Source organism: Geobacillus sp. LEMMY01 (assembly GCF_002042905.1).
Classification (GTDB): Bacteria; Bacillota; Bacilli; order Bacillales; family Anoxybacillaceae; genus Geobacillus; species Geobacillus proteiniphilus.
The window spans coordinates 1-18546 of the sequence record NZ_MVKA01000031.1 but is presented as its reverse complement, the minus strand read 5'-3'; the positions used below and the strand labels follow the sequence as shown (position 1 = coordinate 18546).

16 protein-coding genes and 2 pseudogenes are annotated in these 18546 nt (G+C 54.1%); 13 read left to right on the top strand and 5 right to left on the bottom strand.

Annotated features, from left to right (window positions below; translation table 11 throughout):
* The first annotated feature begins 12 nt into the window (after positions 1–12).
* The 9 genes and pseudogenes from B1A75_RS14600 to B1A75_RS14560 all read left to right on the top strand — a co-directional run bounded on the left by B1A75_RS14600 (position 13) and on the right by B1A75_RS14560 (position 7862).
* A complete protein-coding gene (locus B1A75_RS14600) occupies positions 13–888 on the top strand; it encodes a YicC/YloC family endoribonuclease (protein ID WP_079936416.1) in 876 nt (291 codons plus the stop codon).
* 56 nt (positions 889–944) lie between these two features.
* On the top strand, positions 945–1208 hold the full coding sequence (remA, locus tag B1A75_RS14595) for an extracellular matrix/biofilm regulator RemA (protein WP_011230666.1): 264 nt from the start codon (positions 945–947) through the stop codon (positions 1206–1208).
* Positions 1209–1219: 11 nt separating this feature from the next.
* Positions 1220–1837, top strand: a complete 618-nt coding sequence (gene gmk, locus B1A75_RS14590; protein ID WP_011230667.1) for a guanylate kinase — start codon at positions 1220–1222, stop codon at positions 1835–1837.
* A gap of 2 nt (positions 1838–1839) precedes the next feature.
* Positions 1840–2040 carry a DNA-directed RNA polymerase subunit omega gene (rpoZ, locus tag B1A75_RS14585; RefSeq protein ID WP_011230668.1) on the top strand — a complete coding sequence of 67 codons (201 nt, stop codon included), beginning with the start codon at positions 1840–1842 and terminating at the stop codon, positions 2038–2040.
* A gap of 49 nt (positions 2041–2089) precedes the next feature.
* A complete protein-coding gene (gene coaBC / locus B1A75_RS14580) occupies positions 2090–3295 on the top strand; it encodes a bifunctional phosphopantothenoylcysteine decarboxylase/phosphopantothenate--cysteine ligase CoaBC (RefSeq protein ID WP_068895291.1) in 1206 nt (401 codons plus the stop codon).
* On the top strand, positions 3292–5697 hold the full coding sequence (priA, locus tag B1A75_RS14575; protein ID WP_074044459.1) for a primosomal protein N': 2406 nt from the start codon (positions 3292–3294) through the stop codon (positions 5695–5697). The genes coaBC and priA overlap by 4 nt, the downstream gene beginning before the upstream one ends.
* Positions 5698–5713: 16 nt before the next feature.
* Positions 5714–6070, top strand: a pseudogene (gene def / locus B1A75_RS14570) (peptide deformylase); the annotation flags it as partial.
* Positions 6071–6188: 118 nt separating this feature from the next.
* On the top strand, positions 6189–7244 hold the full coding sequence (locus B1A75_RS14565; RefSeq protein ID WP_079936415.1) for an RNA-guided endonuclease TnpB family protein: 1056 nt from the start codon (positions 6189–6191) through the stop codon (positions 7242–7244).
* A 279-nt stretch (positions 7245–7523) separates the two neighbouring features.
* Positions 7524–7862, top strand: coding sequence for a hypothetical protein (locus B1A75_RS14560; RefSeq protein ID WP_074043173.1), 339 nt, complete (start codon positions 7524–7526; stop codon positions 7860–7862).
* 137 nt (positions 7863–7999) lie between these two features.
* Here the strand turns inward: B1A75_RS14560 and B1A75_RS14555 are convergent, their stop codons facing one another.
* From B1A75_RS14555 to B1A75_RS14540, 4 genes are all read right to left on the bottom strand, one after another.
* On the bottom strand, positions 8000–8722 hold the full coding sequence (locus B1A75_RS14555; RefSeq protein WP_074043172.1) for a LutC/YkgG family protein: 723 nt from the start codon (positions 8720–8722) through the stop codon (positions 8000–8002).
* A complete protein-coding gene (locus B1A75_RS14550; RefSeq protein ID WP_074043171.1) occupies positions 8719–10149 on the bottom strand; it encodes a LutB/LldF family L-lactate oxidation iron-sulfur protein in 1431 nt (476 codons plus the stop codon). The genes B1A75_RS14555 and B1A75_RS14550 overlap by 4 nt, the downstream gene beginning before the upstream one ends.
* Before the next feature lie 15 nt (positions 10150–10164).
* A complete protein-coding gene (locus B1A75_RS14545; RefSeq protein WP_047817765.1) occupies positions 10165–10884 on the bottom strand; it encodes a (Fe-S)-binding protein in 720 nt (239 codons plus the stop codon).
* 107 nt (positions 10885–10991) lie between these two features.
* Positions 10992–11717, bottom strand: a complete 726-nt coding sequence (locus tag B1A75_RS14540; protein ID WP_066234744.1) for a FadR/GntR family transcriptional regulator — start codon at positions 11715–11717, stop codon at positions 10992–10994.
* Positions 11718–12030: 313 nt separating this feature from the next.
* Between B1A75_RS14540 and B1A75_RS14535 the strand changes: the two genes are divergently transcribed.
* The 4 genes and pseudogenes from B1A75_RS14535 to B1A75_RS14520 all read left to right on the top strand — a co-directional run.
* The gene (locus B1A75_RS14535) at positions 12031–13704 is read left to right on the top strand and encodes an L-lactate permease (protein ID WP_033024676.1); all 1674 of its coding nucleotides are present in this window, start codon (positions 12031–12033) and stop codon (positions 13702–13704) included.
* Positions 13705–13810: 106 nt separating this feature from the next.
* Positions 13811–15223, top strand: coding sequence for a glycolate oxidase subunit GlcD (gene glcD, locus B1A75_RS14530; RefSeq protein ID WP_033024678.1), 1413 nt, complete (start codon positions 13811–13813; stop codon positions 15221–15223).
* Entirely contained in the window at positions 15220–16584 is a 1365-nt protein-coding gene (locus B1A75_RS14525) for a (Fe-S)-binding protein (protein ID WP_033024682.1), read from the top strand. Before glcD ends, B1A75_RS14525 begins: the two co-directional genes overlap by 4 nt.
* A gap of 171 nt (positions 16585–16755) precedes the next feature.
* Positions 16756–17481, top strand: a pseudogene (locus B1A75_RS14520) (transposase); the annotation flags it as partial.
* A 246-nt stretch (positions 17482–17727) separates the two neighbouring features.
* Here the strand turns inward: B1A75_RS14520 and B1A75_RS14515 are convergent.
* On the bottom strand, positions 17728–18180 hold the full coding sequence (locus B1A75_RS14515; protein WP_033024683.1) for a C40 family peptidase: 453 nt from the start codon (positions 18178–18180) through the stop codon (positions 17728–17730).
* Positions 18181–18546 lie beyond the last annotated feature (366 nt).

The following is an 18546-nucleotide window of genomic DNA, read 5'->3' as shown; positions in this document are numbered from 1 at the left end:
GGATGTGATGGCATGGTTTACAGCATGACTGGTTTTGGCGCGAGCACGAAAAAAACGGACCGCTTGACGGTGGCGGTGGAAATGAAATCGGTCAACCACCGGTTTTGTGAAATTTCCATTCGCCTCCCTAGACAATGGCTCGTGTTTGAGGATAAAATAAAGAAAGCAATTTTGCCGTACGTGCGACGCGGAAAAGTGGAAGTGTTCGTCACGATCGCCGGCGAAGGACTTGTGAAACGGAGCGTACATATCGATTGGGATTTGCTTGGCCAGTATTGGGCCGGAGTGCAGGAAGCCGCAAAGCGATTTGCCATTGACGGCAGCGTGACGGCGGCCGAGCTGCTTCGGCTTGATGGGGCCGTCGAAGTGGTGGAAGAGGAAGGAGCGAACGAGCAGGTCGAGCCGCTGCTTTTGGCCGCTGTCGATGAAGCGGCAAAGGAACTTGTGGCCATGCGCCGGCGCGAAGGGGAGGCGCTGGCCGCGGATTTGCGCGCCCGCCTTCATGAAGTCGAAGCCGGGGTGGAAGTCATTGAGCAGCGGGCGCCGCTTGTAGTCGAGCAATACCGCGAGCGGCTTGCGCGCCGCCTGCGCGAATGGGCGCCTTCTCCGGTTGATGAAGCGCGGCTGCTCACAGAAGTGGCGGTGTTTGCGGAAAAGGCGGACATTCACGAGGAATTGAAACGCATCCGCAGCCATTTGGCGCAAATGACGGACGTCCTTGAGGCGGACGAACCGATCGGGAGGAAGCTTGACTTTTTGGTGCAAGAGCTGAACCGCGAAGTGAACACGATCGGCGCCAAGGCGAACGACAGCTTGATCGCCGCGCAAGTCGTTGAGATGAAAAGCGTGCTTGAGAAAATGCGCGAGCAAGTGCAAAACGTGGAATAACTGTTTAAAACGACTTGTTGGCGGCAACAATATCGGATATGGCAGGTGGGCGTGTCATGATGATGAAATTTATCAATATCGGGTACGGAAACATGGTGTCAGCCGCCCGCATCATTACGATTGTCAGCCCTGATTCGGCGCCGATCAAACGAATCATTCAAGATGCGCGCGAAAGCGGCAAGCTCGTTGACGCGACGCACGGGCGGAGGACGCGCGCCGTCATCATCATGGACAGCGATCACGTCATTTTGTCGTCCGTGCAGCCGGAAACGGTGGCGAACCGCTTATATGGAAGCGACGATTTCTCCGAGGAAGGGTAGGGTTTTGGGCGTTGAAGAACGAACGTGGGTTGTTGATCGTCATGTCGGGTCCGTCTGGCGTTGGCAAAGGAACGGTGCGCAAGGCGCTGTTTTCGCAGCCGGACATCAATCTTCATTATTCGGTGTCGGTCACGACGCGCAAGCCGCGCGAAGGCGAAGTGGAAGGCGTCGACTACTTCTTCCGCACGCGCGAGCAGTTTGAACAAATGATTCGGGAAAACAAGCTGCTCGAGTGGGCGGAATACGTCGGCAACTACTATGGCACGCCGATCGACTACGTGGAGAAGACGCTTGCCGAAGGGAAAGATGTGTTTTTAGAGATCGAAGTGCAGGGAGCGATGAAAGTACGGCGGGCGTTTCCAGAGGCGCTCTTCATTTTCCTTGCTCCGCCAAGCCTCACGGAGCTTGAAAAGCGGATCATGGGACGCGGCACCGAGTCGAAAGAGCTGATTGAAAATCGGCTGCGGGCGGCGAAAGAGGAGCTTGAAATGATGGACGAGTACGACTATGTCGTGGAAAATGATGAAGTGGAGCTCGCCTGCGAGCGGATCAAGGCGATCGTCATCGCCGAACATTGCCGGCGCGAACGCGTCGCCGAGCGATATAAACGGATGTTGGGGGTGGAATGACGATGCTGTATCCTTCCATCGATTTGCTGATGCAAAAAGTCGATTCGAAATACAAGCTCGTCACGGTGGTGGCCAAACGGGCGCGCGAGCTGCAGGACGGTGCGGAGCTGATGGTGAAAAAGCCGGTGTCGAAAAAATTTGTCGGCCAGGCGCTCGAGGAAATCGCTGGTGACAAGGTCGAATTAGTGGAGGAGGAAAAATAACAACCTAGCTTTAGGTTGTTATTTTTTTCAATGTCGGGGGGTGGCCAACATGATCAAGGGAAAACATATTTTGCTTTGTGTGACCGGGGGGGTGGCGGCGTACAAGGCGGCGGCGCTCACCAGCCAGTTGACCCAGCGCGGCGCTGAAGTAAAAGTGATCATGACAGAAGGGGCGTGCCAGTTCATTACACCGCTCACGTTTCAAGCTTTGTCGCGCCAGGAAGTGTATGTCGATACGTTTGCCGAAAACAACCCGGCCGTCATCGCCCATATCGATTTGGCGGACTGGGCTGATCTCGTTTTGGTCGCACCGGCGACGGCCAATACGATTGCGAAGCTGGCCGCCGGCATCGCCGACAATATGGTGACGACGACGATTTTGGCGACGAAAGCGCCCGTCTGGATTGCTCCGGCGATGAACGTCCATATGTACGAGCATCCGGCCGTCCAAGCGAACATTGAGCGGCTCTACCAATTCGGCTACCGGTTCATCGAGCCGTCGGAAGGCTATTTGGCGTGCGGCTACATCGGCAAAGGGCGGCTCGAGGAGCCGGAGAAAATCATCGCCCATATCGAGCGCTTTTTTGCCGGTGATCCGCCGCTGTTTCGCGGGAAGCGTGTGCTTGTCACCGCTGGGCCGACGCGGGAGAGGCTTGATCCAGTCCGCTATTTCTCTAACTATTCGAGCGGCAAAATGGGCTACGCCATCGCCGGAGCGGCGGCCCGCTTCGGCGCTTCGGTGACGCTTGTCTCCGGACCGACGGCGCTTTCTTCGCCCGATGGCGTCGAGACGGTGGCGGTCGAATCGGCGGAAGAGATGTATGAAGCGGTGATGGCTCGGTTTGCGGAAACGGACATCGTTATCAAGGCGGCGGCGGTCGCCGATTATCGGCCGAAATATGTTGCGGCGTCCAAAATCAAAAAGCAACCGGGTGATTATGTGGTGGAGATGGAGCGGACGGTGGACATCTTGAAAGCGCTTGGTGAGCGGAAAACGGGACAGATTTTAGTTGGATTTGCCGCTGAGACGGACAACCTTGAACAGTATGCGTTAAAAAAGCTTGAAGAAAAGCGGCTTGATATGGTCGTCGCCAACAATGTCACCGAAGAAGGGGCAGGGTTTGCCGGCGATACGAACATCGTCACCATCTTCCGCCGCGACGGCGTCGTTCGGCCGCTGCCGCTCATGACGAAACGCGAGGCGGCCGAGGAAATTTTAAAAGAAATTCACGCGTATATCGAGGCGATTCGATGAAAGTAGCATCCGTGATTGTCGATGTCCCGTCCCGGCAGACGGACCGCCCGTTCGATTATTGGATTCCGGAACGCTGGCAAGGCATCATCCAGCCGGGCATGCGGGTGACGGTGCCGTTTGGGGCGCGGCGTTTGCAAGGGTTTGTCGTTGATGTGAAAGACCATTCCGACATCAAACAACTGAAACCGATTGAGCATGTGCTTGATGTCGTGCCGGTGTTAAACGAAGAGCTGCTTGATCTTGGCCGCTATTTAACGGAAACGACGCTTTGTTTTGCCATTTCGGCGTACCAGGCGATGCTGCCGGCGGCGATGCGGGCGAAATATGAAAAAACGCTCCGCTTGACGGATGAGCAGAAGAGAGAGAGGTTGCCGGATGAGGTAAAGCCGCTGTTTGCCGGGCGGACGGAAGCCGCTTGGAAAGAGGTTGAGGCGGCCGGTTTATGGCGGGCGGCGCAAAAAGCGGTGCAGCAGGGCGTGCTCGAGGCGGTCTACAAGGTGAAAGAAAAAGCGGGCAAGAAAACGGTGAAGCACGCCGCTCTTGCCATTCCATCGGAACAGGCGAAACAGGAGCTCGGGTCGCTGCCGGCAAGGCAAAAAGAGGTGCTTTCATTTTTGCTTGAAAAAGGGAAGGCGGCGTCGGTTGCCGAACTGCAAGCGGTGCTTGGCGTCTCCTCAGCGCCGCTGAAAGCGCTCGTCGACAAAGGATTTGTGGTGTTGAACGATGTCGAGGTGTACCGCGACCCGTACGAGCATCGCACGTTTCAGCCGAGCGAGCCGCCGGCGCTCACCCGGGCGCAAGAGGCGGCGTTGGCTAAGATCGCCGCTTCGGTGCGCGCCGGGGAGCATCGCACGTTTTTGCTGTATGGCGTCACCGGCAGCGGGAAGACGGAAGTGTATATGCAGGCGATTGATGAAGCGTTGCGCCAAGGAAAGGAAGCGATCGTTCTCGTGCCGGAAATTTCGCTGACGCCGCAAATGGTCGAGCGCTTCAAAAGCCGGTTCGGCTCGAAAGTAGCGGTGCTTCACAGCGGGCTGTCGGTCGGCGAAAAATATGACGAATGGCGGAAAATTCACCGGAAAGAAGTGCAGCTTGTCGTCGGGGCGCGTTCGGCGGTGTTTGCCCCATTTGAAAACTTAGGGATGATCATCATCGATGAGGAGCATGAGACGAGCTACAAGCAAGAAGAAATGCCGCGCTATCATGCGCGCGATGTCGCCATTTACCGCGCTCGCCGCCACAGCTGCCCGGTCGTGCTTGGCAGCGCCACCCCCTCGCTTGAGACGTTCGCCCGCGCCGCCAAAGGGGTGTACGAGCTGCTCGAGCTGCCGGAGCGCATCAGCGACCGCGGCCTGCCGGACGTTCATGTCGTCGATATGCGCGAGGAGCTGCGAAGCGGCAACCGTTCGATGTTTTCACGCCGATTGCTTGACGAATTGCGCCGCCGGCTTGAGCGCGGCGAGCAGGCAGTGTTGCTGTTGAATCGACGCGGTTATTCGACGTTTGTCATGTGCCGCAGCTGCGGCTATGTCATCCGCTGTCCGCACTGCGACATTTCGCTCACGTACCATCGCGCCGGCGAGCGGATGAAATGCCATTATTGCGGGCATGAAGAGCCGCTTGTCCCTCGCTGTCCGTCATGCGGAAGCGAACATTTCCGCTTTTTCGGGACCGGCACGCAAAAAGTGGAAGAAGAACTGACGAGGTTGCTGCCGAAAGCGCGCGTCATCCGCATGGATGTCGACACGACCGGCCGCAAAGGGGCGCATGAAGAGCTGCTTTCCCGTTTTGCCGCCCAGGAAGCCGATATTTTGCTCGGCACGCAAATGATCGCCAAAGGGCTTGATTTTCCGAACGTCACGCTTGTTGGTGTGCTGGCGGCCGATACGATGCTTCATTTGCCCGATTTCCGCGCCGCGGAAAAAACGTTTCAGCTGTTGACGCAAGTGAGCGGGCGCGCCGGACGGCACGAGCTACCCGGCGAAGTCATCATTCAGACGTATACGCCTGACCACTACAGCATTGAACTGGCCGCCCGCCACGACTACCGCGCCTTTTACCAGCGGGAGATGGCGCTGCGCAAAGCGCACGGCTATCCGCCGTACTATTATTTGACGCTCATTACCGCCGCCCACGAAGAGGCGCCAACCGCAGCCAAAGCGGCGGAAAAGATCGCCGCCTATTTGCGCAAGCATCTGTCGCACGAAGCGGTCATTCTCGGTCCGGTCGCCTCGCCGATCGCCCGTCTTCACGATAGATATCGCTACCAATGCATGATAAAATACAAACGGGAGCCGAATTTGACCGCGGCGCTCAAGGCGGTCATCGACCGCTACCAAGCCGATGCCGCCCATGGCGGAGTGATGGTCACCATTGATACGAACCCATATATGATGATGTGAACTTGGGGGAATGACGTTGTCTGTTTTGCCGATTGTCACTTATCCTGACCCGATTTTGGAGCGGCCGTGCGCGCCGGTGACGGCGTTTGACCGTCGGCTCGGGCGGCTGCTTGACGATATGTATGAAACGATGCTTGCCGCTGACGGGGTGGGCCTAGCCGCCCCGCAAATCGGCGTCGCCGAACAGATCGCCGTCATCGATGTCGGTGATGAACACGGTCGGATCGAGCTCATCAACCCGGTCGTGATCGAGGCGCGCGGCGAACAAGTGGATGTTGAAGGCTGTTTGAGCTTTCCCGGCTTGTTTGGCGAAGTGCCGCGCGCGAAATTTGTGAAAGTGCGGGCGCAAAACCGGCGCGGCCGCCCGTTTACAGACCCGCAAGCGAGAAAGCTCACTCGTTGAGGGATGGGATGAAAGCGAGCCGTTTTCTTCATACTTGAATGATTCTAAAAAAAATGGCATCCTGTCATCGCCATAAGGAGGTGAATCCATGCCAACCATCACACTAAAGCTGGAACTGCACAACCCAACGAAAGTCAAACARGACATGTACGAACGGATGACAGAAGTGAATACAGCGTTTGCGAATTGGCTGTTGAATCATCCCGAGCTGAATCAAGCGACGAGCAAAATTTTTAAAGAGTTTTCGTCGCAGCGGTTTCCTTCCGCCGTCGTGAATCAGACGATTCGAGAAGTGAAGTCCCGAAAGAAAAATCAGAAAACAAGGAAGTTTCGAACATTATGGTGTTGCTTTAACAATCAAAACGTAAAGGTGGAAAAGAAAGGAGAGTTCTACACGGTTTCATTCCCCACGCTGGAGAAGCGAATTGGCGTGCCTGTCGTCACGCGCCCCTGTCAAGAAGCATGGCTGAATCGGCTGCTTCATGGAACCGCCAAACAAGGGGCAGCCAAGCTCTACAAAAAGAGAAAGAAATGGTACTTGGCTATCGCGATCACCTTTGAAGTGGAGCCGCGACACGAAACAAAGGTGATGGGGGTTGACCTTGGGCTTCGCTATATCGCCGTTGCCAGCGTGGGAACGAAATCGTTGTTTTTCAAGGGCAGCCAATGCGCTTTTGTGCGCCGACGATATGCGGCTTTGCGGCGAACGTTGGGCAAAGCCAAGAAGCTCCATATGATTCGCAAAATCGGCCGTAAAGAGTCCCGCTGGATGAAGGATCGAAACCACAAAATCAGCCGTCAAATCGTTCGTTTTGCCCTCGCCAACGGTGTTGGCGTGATTCGAATGGAAGAGTTGACGGGGATTCGCAAGCGGGCAACATCGGCCAAAGAAGCGGGACGAAGCCTTCACTCTTGGGCGTTTCATCAACTGCAAATGATGATTGCCTATAAAGCCGAAATGGCGGGCATTCGGGTCGAGTGGGTGAAGCCGACCTACACGAGCCAAACGTGTAAATGTGGACATCGGGAAAAGGGAAATCGYAATGGCATCCACTTTCAGTGTAAAAAATGCGGATACACCCTCCACGCCGACTTAAATGGCGCCATCAACATCGCCAAAGCGATTTYGGGCTTCGCCGCCTAACCTAGTGCACTGGTCACAGGTGCGCCGCCCATCGGGGTACATCTTAACCCGATGGGACGGGGTGATGGCACACCCCTGAACTTGGGCGTTGTCCGAACCAGAAATGGATGAGGACGCGAACGACCCAAGAATCCCACGCCCTTTAGGCGTGTGGAGTGTCAATATTGGGTGAACTAACTAAGGAGTGCGATGATAGATAATCCAGCAACAATCCAGTCTGCTATGGACGCATTTCAAAGCTAAGATTCTGCTTAAGCTGTGGGAGCGGAGGAGGATGAAGTGCGCATAGGCATCCCGTTGGTTTTAATCCTTGTAATTGCTTTTTTTTCAGGATGTCAGCAGCAACAGACTGTGCCAGGGTATCAAGACATCCCGCTGCATCCACAAGCGAGTGACATTCGTTCGGTGGATGAACGGGTGGAGTTTGTTGTTGCGTCTTCTTCGGCGGAGGAAGTGGCTGACTATTATCTTGACGAATTGGAGAAACGTCAATGGACTCAAGTTGACAGGTGGGGGTCAGCTTTCGTTTATGAGAAGAATGGGAGACAAATTTTGCTAGTCGTTGCGGATGTGAAAAATTATACGAAAGTATCCGTCAGTCCGTTCCGCCCGAATTGATCAAGACGTCAAACCGTTGAACCCCTTTCGCCGCATCGAAACGGGCGAACCGCTCGCCAATGCGGTCGATGTGAGCCGGCAATATTGAAGAAAAAACGGTGCCCTATGATCGGAGAAGGGGCACCGTTTCGTTTTGATCAGCGGTCGGTGACGACGATATACGCCGCTTTCATCGGGCCGTGGACGCCGACGACCAAGTTCATTTCAATGTCGGCGGAGTTGCTCGGGCCGGTGATGAAGTTGATGCATGACGGAACGAGAACGCCTTTTTCAATTTGCTTGCGAATGATCACCGCCGCTTGCGTCATGCGCGGCACAACGGTGCTTTTCGGAACGATGGCGATATACGTTTTCGGCAAAAAGTGAATGACCCGCCCTTGTTCATTGCGCGAAAACAAAACGACCGTCCCTGACTCGGCGAGTGTGATGTCGCTGAACGCGATGCCGACGTTGGCCTGTTCGGCGGCGTCAATGTTTTGGCGTCCAAGCGCCGGATTCCATATATGGATGGCTGTTCGCTCCGCGGGCCATTCGTCTCGCAGCAAGGCTGACAGCCCATATTCGGCAAAGCGTGGATCATCCGGCACGATGACCGGGCCGCCGCCATAAGCCGTGACTTGTTGCTTGAGCACTCCAGCAAGTCCGGCGTTTGTCGTCTCGATGTAATCAGTATGAATCAGTTTACATTGTTCGCGAAGCACTGCCAACAAGTCGTCTTGGCTATAGCCAGCCAAGACCTTCCATTGCGGCTGAGCGCTCCATTGCGGCCGGGAGACGCCGGACAGGCGGGGAGCTCTCCCGAGGCGATGGGCGATGTTTTCTAAAAACGCGTCACGGTTGTGAATAGCACCACGCGTCATGACGGGTTTCCTCCTTTTTGGCGGTCGCGGAACCAATCGCGGAACCGCTCTTTGCTTGGCGCCGGAAATTCGCGGCTTTCCGTCCACGCTTTGAGTGGGCCGGGGCCTTTCGTGATGCGCCCGTCCTTAACGAACGAAGCGAAGGCGCCTGGAGCGAGCTTCGTGCCAAACCTGTATAACGATGGCGAGGCCGTTCCGAGACGGAACGCCTTCATCGCCAATTTTTCTGCGGCCGGCGCCTTTCCTTCGCGCTCAACGATGATTTGGCGATGTTTGATGAGCAGCTCGTGAAGCGGGATTTTCACCGGGCACGCTTCCGTACAGGCGGCGCAAAGTGAGGATGCGTACGGGAGCTCTTTGTAATCGTCATAGCCGCCCAACAGCGGCGACAACACGGCTCCGATCGGGCCGGAGTAAATCGAGCCATACGAATGGCCGCCGATGTGGCGGTACACCGGGCAGACGTTGACGCAGGCCGCGCAGCGGATGCATTGCAACACCGGCTGGAACTCCGTGCCTAAAATCGATGAGCGCCCGTTGTCGACAATGACGAGATGGAACTCTTCCGGCCCGTCAGCGTCGCCTTCGTCACGCGGACCGGTGAGAACGGTGATGTAGCTCGTCAATTTTTGTCCGACGGCGCTGCGCGTCAACATGCTGACGAGCACTTCCATCTCCTCAAACGTCGGAACGATCCGCTCCATCCCCATGACCGTAATTTGCGTTTTCGGCAGCGCTGTCACCAAGTCGGCGTTGCCTTCGTTCGTAACGAGCGTAATCGAGCCCGATTCGGCGATGGCGAAGTTGCAGCCGGTAATGCCGATGTCGGCTGTCAAATAGTCGCGCCGCAGCATCTCGCGGGCATGGCGGGCGAGTTCAACCGGATCGGACGACTTCGTATAGCCGAGCTTGCGGCGGAAGACGTCGCGAATTTGCTCTTTGTTTTTATGCAACGCCGGACCGACGATATGCGACGGTGGGTCATGGTCATCGATTTGCAAAATGTATTCGCCAAGGTCCGTTTCGATCACTTGGCAGCCGATGGATTCCAGCACCGGGTTTAAGTTGATTTCTTCCGTGACCATTGATTTCGATTTAACGATTTTTTTCGCTTGTTTTTCCAAAGCGATGCGGCGGATATAGTCGTTCGCCTCTTCGGCCGTCCGGGCGAAAAAGACGTGGCCGCCCCGTTTGGCAACGTTTTCACTGAGTTGCATTAAATAATAGTCCAAGTTTTCAAGCGTATGTTTTCGAATTTGTTCGGCAAGCGAGCGCCACTCCTCCCAATGGCCGAGCTCTTCGATGACGCCAAGCCGCCGCACATAGCCGCGGTCTTGCATGCCGGCGACCGCCCCGCGCATAAAGTCGTTGTCCAAGTTTTCTCCGACCCGTTTCCAAAACGGCCCGTTTTCGATTTTCATCGGCATGTTCGCTTCCCTCCTTTAGTTGCGCGCATTCAACACTTCGGCAATATGCATGACGCGGATCGGCTTGCCGAGCCGCCCGATGCGTCCACCGATGTTCATTAAACAGCCGCAGTCAGCGCCGATTAAATAGTCGGCTTCCACTTCTTCGATATGCTCGATTTTTTCATCAACCATTTGTTCGGAAATCGGCCCCATTTTGACGGAAAATGTGCCGCCAAATCCGCAGCATTGATGGGCGTTAGGCAGCGGAACGAGCTCAAGCCCTTTGACATGTTCCAACAGCCGGAACGGCGCGTCTTTGACGCCAAGAAGCCTTGTCATATGACAGGATGTATGGTATGTTGCCCGCCCGTGGAGAGAGGCGCCGACATCCTCGACTTTGAGCACGTCAACGAGAAATTGCGTCAGCTCGTACGTTTTTGCCGCCAGCCGGTTCGCTTTGTCTTCCCATTCCGGGTCGCCCTGGAAAATGTGCGGATACTCTTTCAGCATCGCCGCGCACGAACCGGACGGGGCAACGATGTAGTCGGCATCGGCGAACGCGCGCATCATCTGTTTCATTGCCTCTTTCGCCTCTTTGACATAACCGCTGTTATACGCCGGCTGTCCACAGCACGTTTGCGCCTCCGGGAAATCAACCTCGCAGCCGAGCCGTTCGAGCAGTTCAACGGTCGCTTTGCCGGCGTTCGTATAAAAAAGATCGATGAGGCAAGTGACGAACAATGACACTTTCATTCGTTTCCCTCCTGTTTTTCCCATTAGATGAGCGGGTCATCTGATGACTATATGTCTATTATAAACGATTTTTTCAGATTCGTAGCTCTTTTTTGCAAAAAACGCACTCAGTTTGGCTGCTGAGTGCGAACGTAGCGACGCAACACGTTTTCGACATTGGTCAAATGTTCAAGCATGCGCGCCCGGGCGGCATCTGGATTTTGTTCGCGAATGGCTTCGAAGATCGCTTGGTGCTCGGCGAGCAGCTTTTCAGTCGTTGTCTGTTTGGAAAACAGCCAAATGCGGCGCGTTTCCCGCATTGTTTCAACGATCATGCCGGAAACGCTGTTCATGATGCTTGTAAGCATCGGATTTTGCGACGCCGCGGCGATGGCCATATGAAAGGCCAAATCAGCTTTTTCACCGAGCTCACCGCTGCCGATGCCTTCTTTCATTTGTTTGAGCGCCTTCGCCATCGCCTCAAGGTCGCGCTCTGTCCGCTTGGCAGCTGCAAGCGAGGCGGCGCCCGCCTCAAGCAGCTTGCGCACTTCAAGCAAATGCCAAATATCTTCTTTGTTCATTAAGACAGCCATTGACAACGGAAACGTCATCATCGTTGGATCGAACTCACGCACGTACGTCCCTTCGCCTTGCCGCAGTTCGATCAACCCCATTGCTTTCAAGGCAGTGAGCGCCTCGCGAATGGCGGCGCGCCCAACTTGAAATTGCTCAGCGAGCTGTTGGACGGAATCAAGTTTATCGCCGGGTTTCAGCTCGCCGTTTTTGATCATATCAAAAATCGCTTCGGCCACTTCTTCATAGATTTTTTTCGTTTTGATTCGTTTAAACGCCAATGGTTCCACCTCGACACTCGAATAAAAATAGATTCCCGGTTTCAGGGAATGGATATGCCCGCACTGTTAATTATGATACAGCCAACCAGGGGAGACAAGCGCTTTTTTGTTTATTTGAAAAGGGGGTCAATAAAACAGAAGGTTTGAAAAATTAAAAACACCTATTGTATTTTGCAGAAAACGCTTTTATAATGTGATACAGACGGCGTTTCTTATCCGGTCATCTGATGACTGGAAGAGTGAAGCACAAAGATGAACGGGCGATAGTTTGCAAACGCCGCTAAGTCAGGCACAAAGGGGAGGAGAAAACTGCATGTGGAAGCAGGACTTTACGCCAGTAGCCGACCAGCTTTGGTTATCGGCCATTGTTGCACTCATTCCGATTTTGTATTTCTTTTGGGCGCTGGCTGTCAAGCGGATGAAAGGGCACATCGCTGGGTTGACGACGTTATTGCTTGCTGTTGTGTTGGCTGTAATCGCTTACAGAATGCCTGCTGGAAAAGCGGTTATGTCGGTGACGCAAGGCGCGGTGTACGGATTGTTGCCGATCGGCTGGATCATCATCACCTCTGTCTTTTTATACAAGCTGACGGTGAAAACAGGCCACTTTGACATTATCCGCAATTCGGTCGTCTCGCTCACCGAAGACCGCCGGCTGCAAGCGTTGCTGATTGCCTTTTCGTTTGGCGCCTTTTTGGAAGGGGCAGCTGGGTTTGGCGCGCCGGTGGCGATTTCAGCGGCGCTTCTTGCCGGGTTGGGGTTTAACCCGCTGTATGCCGCGGGCATTTGCTTGATCGCCAACACAGCGCCGGTGGCGTTCGGGGCGGTCGGGATTCCGATCATCTCGATGGAAGGGCCGACTGGCGTGCCGGCGATGGAAATCTCAAAAATGGTCGGGCGGCAACTGCCGTTTTTATCAGTGTTCATCCCGTTCTATCTCGTGCTCATTATGGCCGGGTGGAAAAAGACGGTGGAAGTGTTGCCGGCCATTATCGTTTCCGGTGTTTCGTTCGCGCTGACGCAATATTTGACCTCGAACTTTTTAGGGCCGGAGCTGCCGGACATTTTGTCCTCGCTCGTTTCGATCGTCGCGTTGGCTGTCTTTTTGAAATATTGGAAGCCGAAAAGCACATTCCGCTTTGCAACAGAGTCGGAAGTGGCGGCCGCTGTGCAAGTTGCTCGCGCGACACAACGCGGCGGGGAAGTATTCCGCGCTTGGTCGCCGTTTCTCGTGCTGACGGCGTTGATCTCGCTGTGGGGCATCCCGCAAGTGAAGGCGGCGCTCACCGGCCATTATGAAGGGACAAACGGCTTGTTGAAGTTGGTCAACGCTATCGGCGTCCACTTGACGTTTATGCCGCCTGTGCCGGGGCTCAACAACCAAATTTTGAACCCAAGCGGCCAGCCAATCGCTGCGGTGTATAAGCTTGAGCTGCTCGGCGCGGCTGGGACGGCGATTTTGCTGGCGGCGGTCGTCACAAAGTTCATCATCGGCATCTCGTGGAAAGATTGGGCGCGTACGTTTGTAGAAACGCTTAACGAATTGAAATTCCCGATCATCACGATCGCTTCGGTTGTCGGCTTTGCCTATATCGCCAACTCGTCGGGCATGAGCACGACGCTTGGGATGGCGTTGGCCAAAACAGGCCCGTTGTTCCCGTTCTTCTCGCCGATTTTAGGCTGGCTTGGCGTGTTTATCACCGGTTCCGACACGTCGTCGAACTTGTTGTTTGGCAACTTGCAAAAAGTGACGGCGACATCGATTGGCATGGATCCGGTGCTGGCGTTGGCAGCCAACTCATCAGGCGGCGTTGTCGGGAAAATGATTTCGCCGCAATCGATCGCCGTCGCCTGTGCGGCCGTCGGTTTGACCGGCAAAGAATCCGACTTGTTCCGCTTCACGGTCAAACATAGCGTGTTCTTAATCATCTTGATTGGCATTCTCGTTTACTTGCAATCGACGGTATTGTCGTGGATGATTCCATAACGGCCACAAAGGGGGACGAGGCTTGGTGCGGGTGGAAACAAGGCGCCAAGCCCGGCCCCTTTTCCGCTCTGCGCGGAGGCAAACAATTTCAGAAAGGGTGAGACGATTGATTCCAAATGAGGCAAAGAAACGGCTGATCGAAGTGGTCGGAGCGGAGAACTACGATGACACGAAGGCCGGGCGTCTCGTTTATTCGTATGACGCGACGCCGCAGTTTCAATCGCTGCCTGACGCGGTCATCGCGCCGCGAAATACGCAAGAGGTGGCGGAGATCGCGAAAATTTGCAATGAATACCGGATCCCGATCGTGCCGCGCGGCTCAGGGACGAATCTTTGCGCCGGCACCTGTCCGGTTGAGGGCGGCGTTGTCCTTCTGTTTAAACATATGAACCGCATTTTAGAAATTGATGAGGAAAACTTGACTGCGACCGTTCAGCCGGGGGTTGTGACGCTTGACTTGATGAAAGCTGTTGAGGAAAAAGGGCTGTTTTATCCGCCGGATCCGAGCTCGATGAAAATTTCGACGATTGGCGGCAACATTAATGAAAATTCTGGTGGCTTGCGCGGATTGAAATATGGCGTGACGCGCGATTATGTGCTTGGGCTTGAGGTCGTCCTAGCGAACGGTGATGTGATCCGCACTGGCGGCAAGCTGGCGAAAGACGTCGCCGGCTACGATTTGACCCGCCTGTTTGTCGGATCGGAAGGGACGCTCGGCATCATCACCGAAGCGACGCTAAAGCTCATCCCAATGCCGGAGACAAAGCAGACGATGCTTGCTCTTTATCAAGATTTGGAGGCTGCCGCCCGTTCGGTGTCGAAAATCATCGCGAACAAAATCATTCCGGCGACGCTGGAGTTTTTGGATCAACCAACGTTGGAGGTGGTTGAAGACTACGCCCGCATCGGCTTGCCGACCGATGTGAAAGCGGTTTTGCTGATTGAGCAGGACGGACCGAAGGAAGTTGTCGAGCGCGACATGAAAAAGATGGCCGATATTTGCCGTTCAGAACAGGCTGTGTCTGTCCAGCTCGCTCGCTCAGAAGAAGAGGCGGAAGCGCTGCGGACGGCCAGACGATCCGCGCTGTCGGCGTTGGCGCGCTTGAAGCCGACAACGATTTTGGAAGATGCAACCGTGCCGCGTTCGGAAATTGCCAAGATGGTAAAAGCCATCAATGAGATTGCCGCGAAGTATCAAGTGAAAATTTGCACGTTCGGCCATGCCGGCGACGGCAACTTGCATCCGACGTGTCCGACAGATGCTCGCGATCGTGATGAGATGGAGCGCGTGGAAAAAGCGTTTGAAGAAATTTTTTCCAAAGCGATTGAACTCGGCGGCACGATTACCGGCGAGCACGGCGTCGGGGCGATGAAAGCGCCGTATTTGGAATGGAAGCTCGGCCCGGCCGGCATTGCCGCTATGAAAGCGATCAAACAGGCGCTCGACCCAAACAACATTATGAATCCGGGCAAAGTGTTCGCCAAAAGCACGAGAAAACGGGTGGTGGTGACACGATGACATCGAAGACCGAACAAGCGCTCATTCAAAAAGCGTTTCAAGAGCGGATGGATGAAGATGAGCTGATGAACTGCATGCGCTGTGGCTTTTGCTTGCCATCCTGCCCGACGTATATCGAATCTGGGCGGCAGGAAGCCCAATCGCCGCGCGGGCGGATTGCGTTGATGAAAGCGGTCGTGGACGGCTTGATTGAACCGGACGAGGAAGTGGAACGGGCGCTCAACTTATGTTTAGGCTGCCGGGCGTGCGAACCAGTCTGTCCGTCCGGCGTCCGCTACGGCCATCTTTTGGAAGAGGCGCGCGATATTATTGCCCAGCATAAAAAAATGCCGCTTCCGGTCCGCCTGATCCGCAAGCTTGTCTTTGCCGGATTGTTTCCGCATCAAGAGCGGATGCGCAAAGCTACGGCGCTGCTTGGATGGTACCAGCGCTCCGGGCTGCGGACGTTTGTCCGCAAAATTGGTTTACTCCGTCTGTTGCCGGCATCGTTCCGACAAATGGAGCGCGTTTTGCCGGACGTGCCGACGGCGAAAGAAATGAAAGAGCGCCCGCACCGTCTCGGCCCGGACGGCACGGTGAAAAAACGGGTTGCCTTTTTTGCCGGTTGCTTGATGGATACGATGTTTATGGCGACAAACGATGCGACGCTTCGCCTGTTGCAGCTGGCGGGCTGTGAAGTCATCATCCCGCCGTCGCAAGGGTGCTGCGGGGCGCTGCACGGGCATGGCGGGGAAAAAGCGATGGCGAAAGAGCTGGCGAAACGGAATATCGCCGCGTTTGAACAGTTGGACGTCGATTACATTGTGACGAACGCCGGCGGTTGCGGGGCATTTTTGCTTGAATACGGCCACCTGCTCAAGAATGATCCGCAATGGTGTGAACGGGCCGCGGCGTTTGCGGCGAAAATCAAAGACATCTCGGAAGTGCTCGTGGAACTTGGCTTCGATCAACGGCCGCTTCGCGTCGCTCCGCAAACGGTTACGTATCAAGATTCGTGTCATTTGCGCAACGTGATGAAAACGGTGTCCGCTCCGCGCCGGCTGTTGCGGGCGATTGAAGGGATCGAGTTCCGCGAAATGAAAGACGCCGACCGCTGTTGCGGCTCAGCCGGCATTTACAATCTCGTCGAGCCGGAGATGTCGATGCAAATTTTGGACTATAAGATGGAAATGGCGAAACAAACGAATGCAACGACGATCGTCACTGCCAATCCGGGATGTTTGCTGCAAATGAAGCTTGGCATCGAGAGGGTGGGATGGACAGGAAAAGTCCGTGCGGTCCATATTGTCGATTTGTTGCTCGAAGCGGTCGAAGGAGCACAGGCGGCGAAGGAGGAAGAGCGAATTCGGAAAACGTCATAACGCGGCAGTCTGGCGTTTTCGCCGAATGTCGGTTGTTTGAAGCAAAAAAGAAGGTGTCCCGAAAGCAGTGGGACACCTTTTCCATTATAAAATGCGAGCGGGAAAACCCAGCTCTTTCAAGTTGGGATGAAAGCGAGCATTGGAGTATTATAAAAGGGAGGAGGTGAAATGATGCCCACCATCACCTTGAAATTGGAACTCCACAAGCCAACCAAAGCCAAGCAAGAGATGTATGAGCGGATGTCCGATATCAACACCCAATTTGCGAATTGGCTGTTGGATCATCCCGAGCTGAATAAAGCGACGAGTAAAATTTTTAAAGAGTTTTCGTCACAACGGTTTCCTTCCGCCATTGCCTGCCAGACCATTCGAGACGTAAAGTCTCAAAAGAAACATCAGAAGTCAAAGAAATTTCGCAAACAGTGGTGTTGCTTCAACAATCAAAATTGGAAAGTCAAACGAAAGGGAGAGTTCTACACTGTTTCATTCCCAACATTAGAGAAGCGAATCGGCGTGCCTGTGGTCACGCGCCCCTATCAAGAAGCATGGCTGAATCGACTGCTGGATGGAACCGCCAAACAAGGGGCAGCCAAGCTCTACAAAAAGAAAAAGAAATGGTACTTCGCTGTCGCCATCACGTTTGAAACCAAACAACGGGAAGAAACAAACGTGATGGGGGTTGACCTAGGGCTGCGATATATCGCGGTGGCTAGTGTCGGGACGAAATCGCTGTTTTTCAAAGGAAATCAATGCGCCTTCATTCGCAGGCGATATGCGGCTCTGCGGCGAACATTGGGCAAAGCCAAGAAGCTCCATATGATTCGCAAAATCGGCCATAAAGAGTCCCGCTGGATGAAGGATATGAACCATAAAATCAGCCGTCAAATCGTCCACTTTTAGGCGTGTGGAGTGTCAAGTCTGCTAGAATCATTCGCTGTGCATAAAAATTTTTTGATCTCATGTATAAAAAACGAAAAGGGAGGAAATGAATAATAGCGTAACGTTTTCCAAGTATTCCCCCGATCCCCTATGAAATATAGCATTGGGCTCTCCGGTTTGGGAGGGCCGCTTTTTTTTGCATAATAAAAACCCCCTGTCTATTAAGCGGACTTAATATGACAGAGAGCTTTTCCGACGGAGCTGTTACAGCCGTTTGGCTCCGACATATTTCGTTTTCCAGTAGCTGCTGTTTAAGCTGTCGATTTTCACACCGCGGGAAACGGCATGGATGACTTGATTGTTGCCGATGTAAATAGCTACGTGGGAGACGCCTTTCGTCTGTTTAGAAGTGTCGAAAAACACTAAATCCCCCGGCTGTAATTGGGACTTATGTACGTATGTACCTTTTTTGTACATTTCTCGAGAGGTGCGAGGCAAGGTGACGCCAACTTTTTTATGGGCATAGTAGACAAATCCGGAGCAGTCAAATCCTTTTGGCGTCGTGCCGCCATATCGGTAAGGAGTGCCGATCAGCTTTTTCGCTTCGGTAATGAGCCGTGCTTTGTTGGCGGCTGCATCTGAATTGGAAGTGCTTACAAAGAAGGAGGAAAATAGAACGATCATGGATACGAACAGGAGAGAACACCATTTTTTCATTTTCCCTAACCCCCGACAAAATCTTTTCCGATTCGACGTCTTTTAACTAGAGTATAGCAGAGGAAACTAGACTTGTTTTTTACAGTTGGATTAAATAATGTTACAGCGCCGTTACAAATATAGCGTAACTATTCAGCCCGTACATAGAAAAAATTTACGAGAGCCGGTTTGTTCGTACCTTCCTTGTCTATACTAATTACCATCATAGACATGGGAGGTGAACACAATGGCAAATGTTGCTTTTGGCTTCCAAGAAGCGGTCTTCACACTCGAAAGCATGGTGGCAAACATCGAACGTCAAGCACAGACCATCGAAAAACTCATCAACGAAAATAAACAGTTAAGACAAGAAAACCAGCAATTGAA

What these genes read in the sequence shown, in the direction of transcription:
- B1A75_RS14600 (WP_079936416.1), top strand. Translation starts at nt 13, where the DNA reads ATGGTTTACAGCATGACTGGTTTTGGCGCGAGCACGAAAAAAACGGAC.
- remA (WP_011230666.1), top strand. Translation starts at nt 945, where the DNA reads ATGATGATGAAATTTATCAATATCGGGTACGGAAACATGGTGTCAGCC.
- rpoZ (WP_011230668.1), top strand. Translation starts at nt 1,840, where the DNA reads ATGCTGTATCCTTCCATCGATTTGCTGATGCAAAAAGTCGATTCGAAA.
- coaBC (WP_068895291.1), top strand. Translation starts at nt 2,090, where the DNA reads ATGATCAAGGGAAAACATATTTTGCTTTGTGTGACCGGGGGGGTGGCG.
- priA (WP_074044459.1), top strand. Translation starts at nt 3,292, where the DNA reads ATGAAAGTAGCATCCGTGATTGTCGATGTCCCGTCCCGGCAGACGGAC.
- B1A75_RS14555 (WP_074043172.1), bottom strand. Translation starts at nt 8,722, where the DNA reads ATGACGCGTGGTGCTATTCACAACCGTGACGCGTTTTTAGAAAACATC.
- B1A75_RS14550 (WP_074043171.1), bottom strand. Translation starts at nt 10,149, where the DNA reads ATGCCGATGAAAATCGAAAACGGGCCGTTTTGGAAACGGGTCGGAGAA.
- B1A75_RS14545 (WP_047817765.1), bottom strand. Translation starts at nt 10,884, where the DNA reads ATGAAAGTGTCATTGTTCGTCACTTGCCTCATCGATCTTTTTTATACG.
- B1A75_RS14535 (WP_033024676.1), top strand. Translation starts at nt 12,031, where the DNA reads ATGTGGAAGCAGGACTTTACGCCAGTAGCCGACCAGCTTTGGTTATCG.
- B1A75_RS14525 (WP_033024682.1), top strand. Translation starts at nt 15,220, where the DNA reads ATGACATCGAAGACCGAACAAGCGCTCATTCAAAAAGCGTTTCAAGAG.
- B1A75_RS14515 (WP_033024683.1), bottom strand. Translation starts at nt 18,180, where the DNA reads ATGAAAAAATGGTGTTCTCTCCTGTTCGTATCCATGATCGTTCTATTT.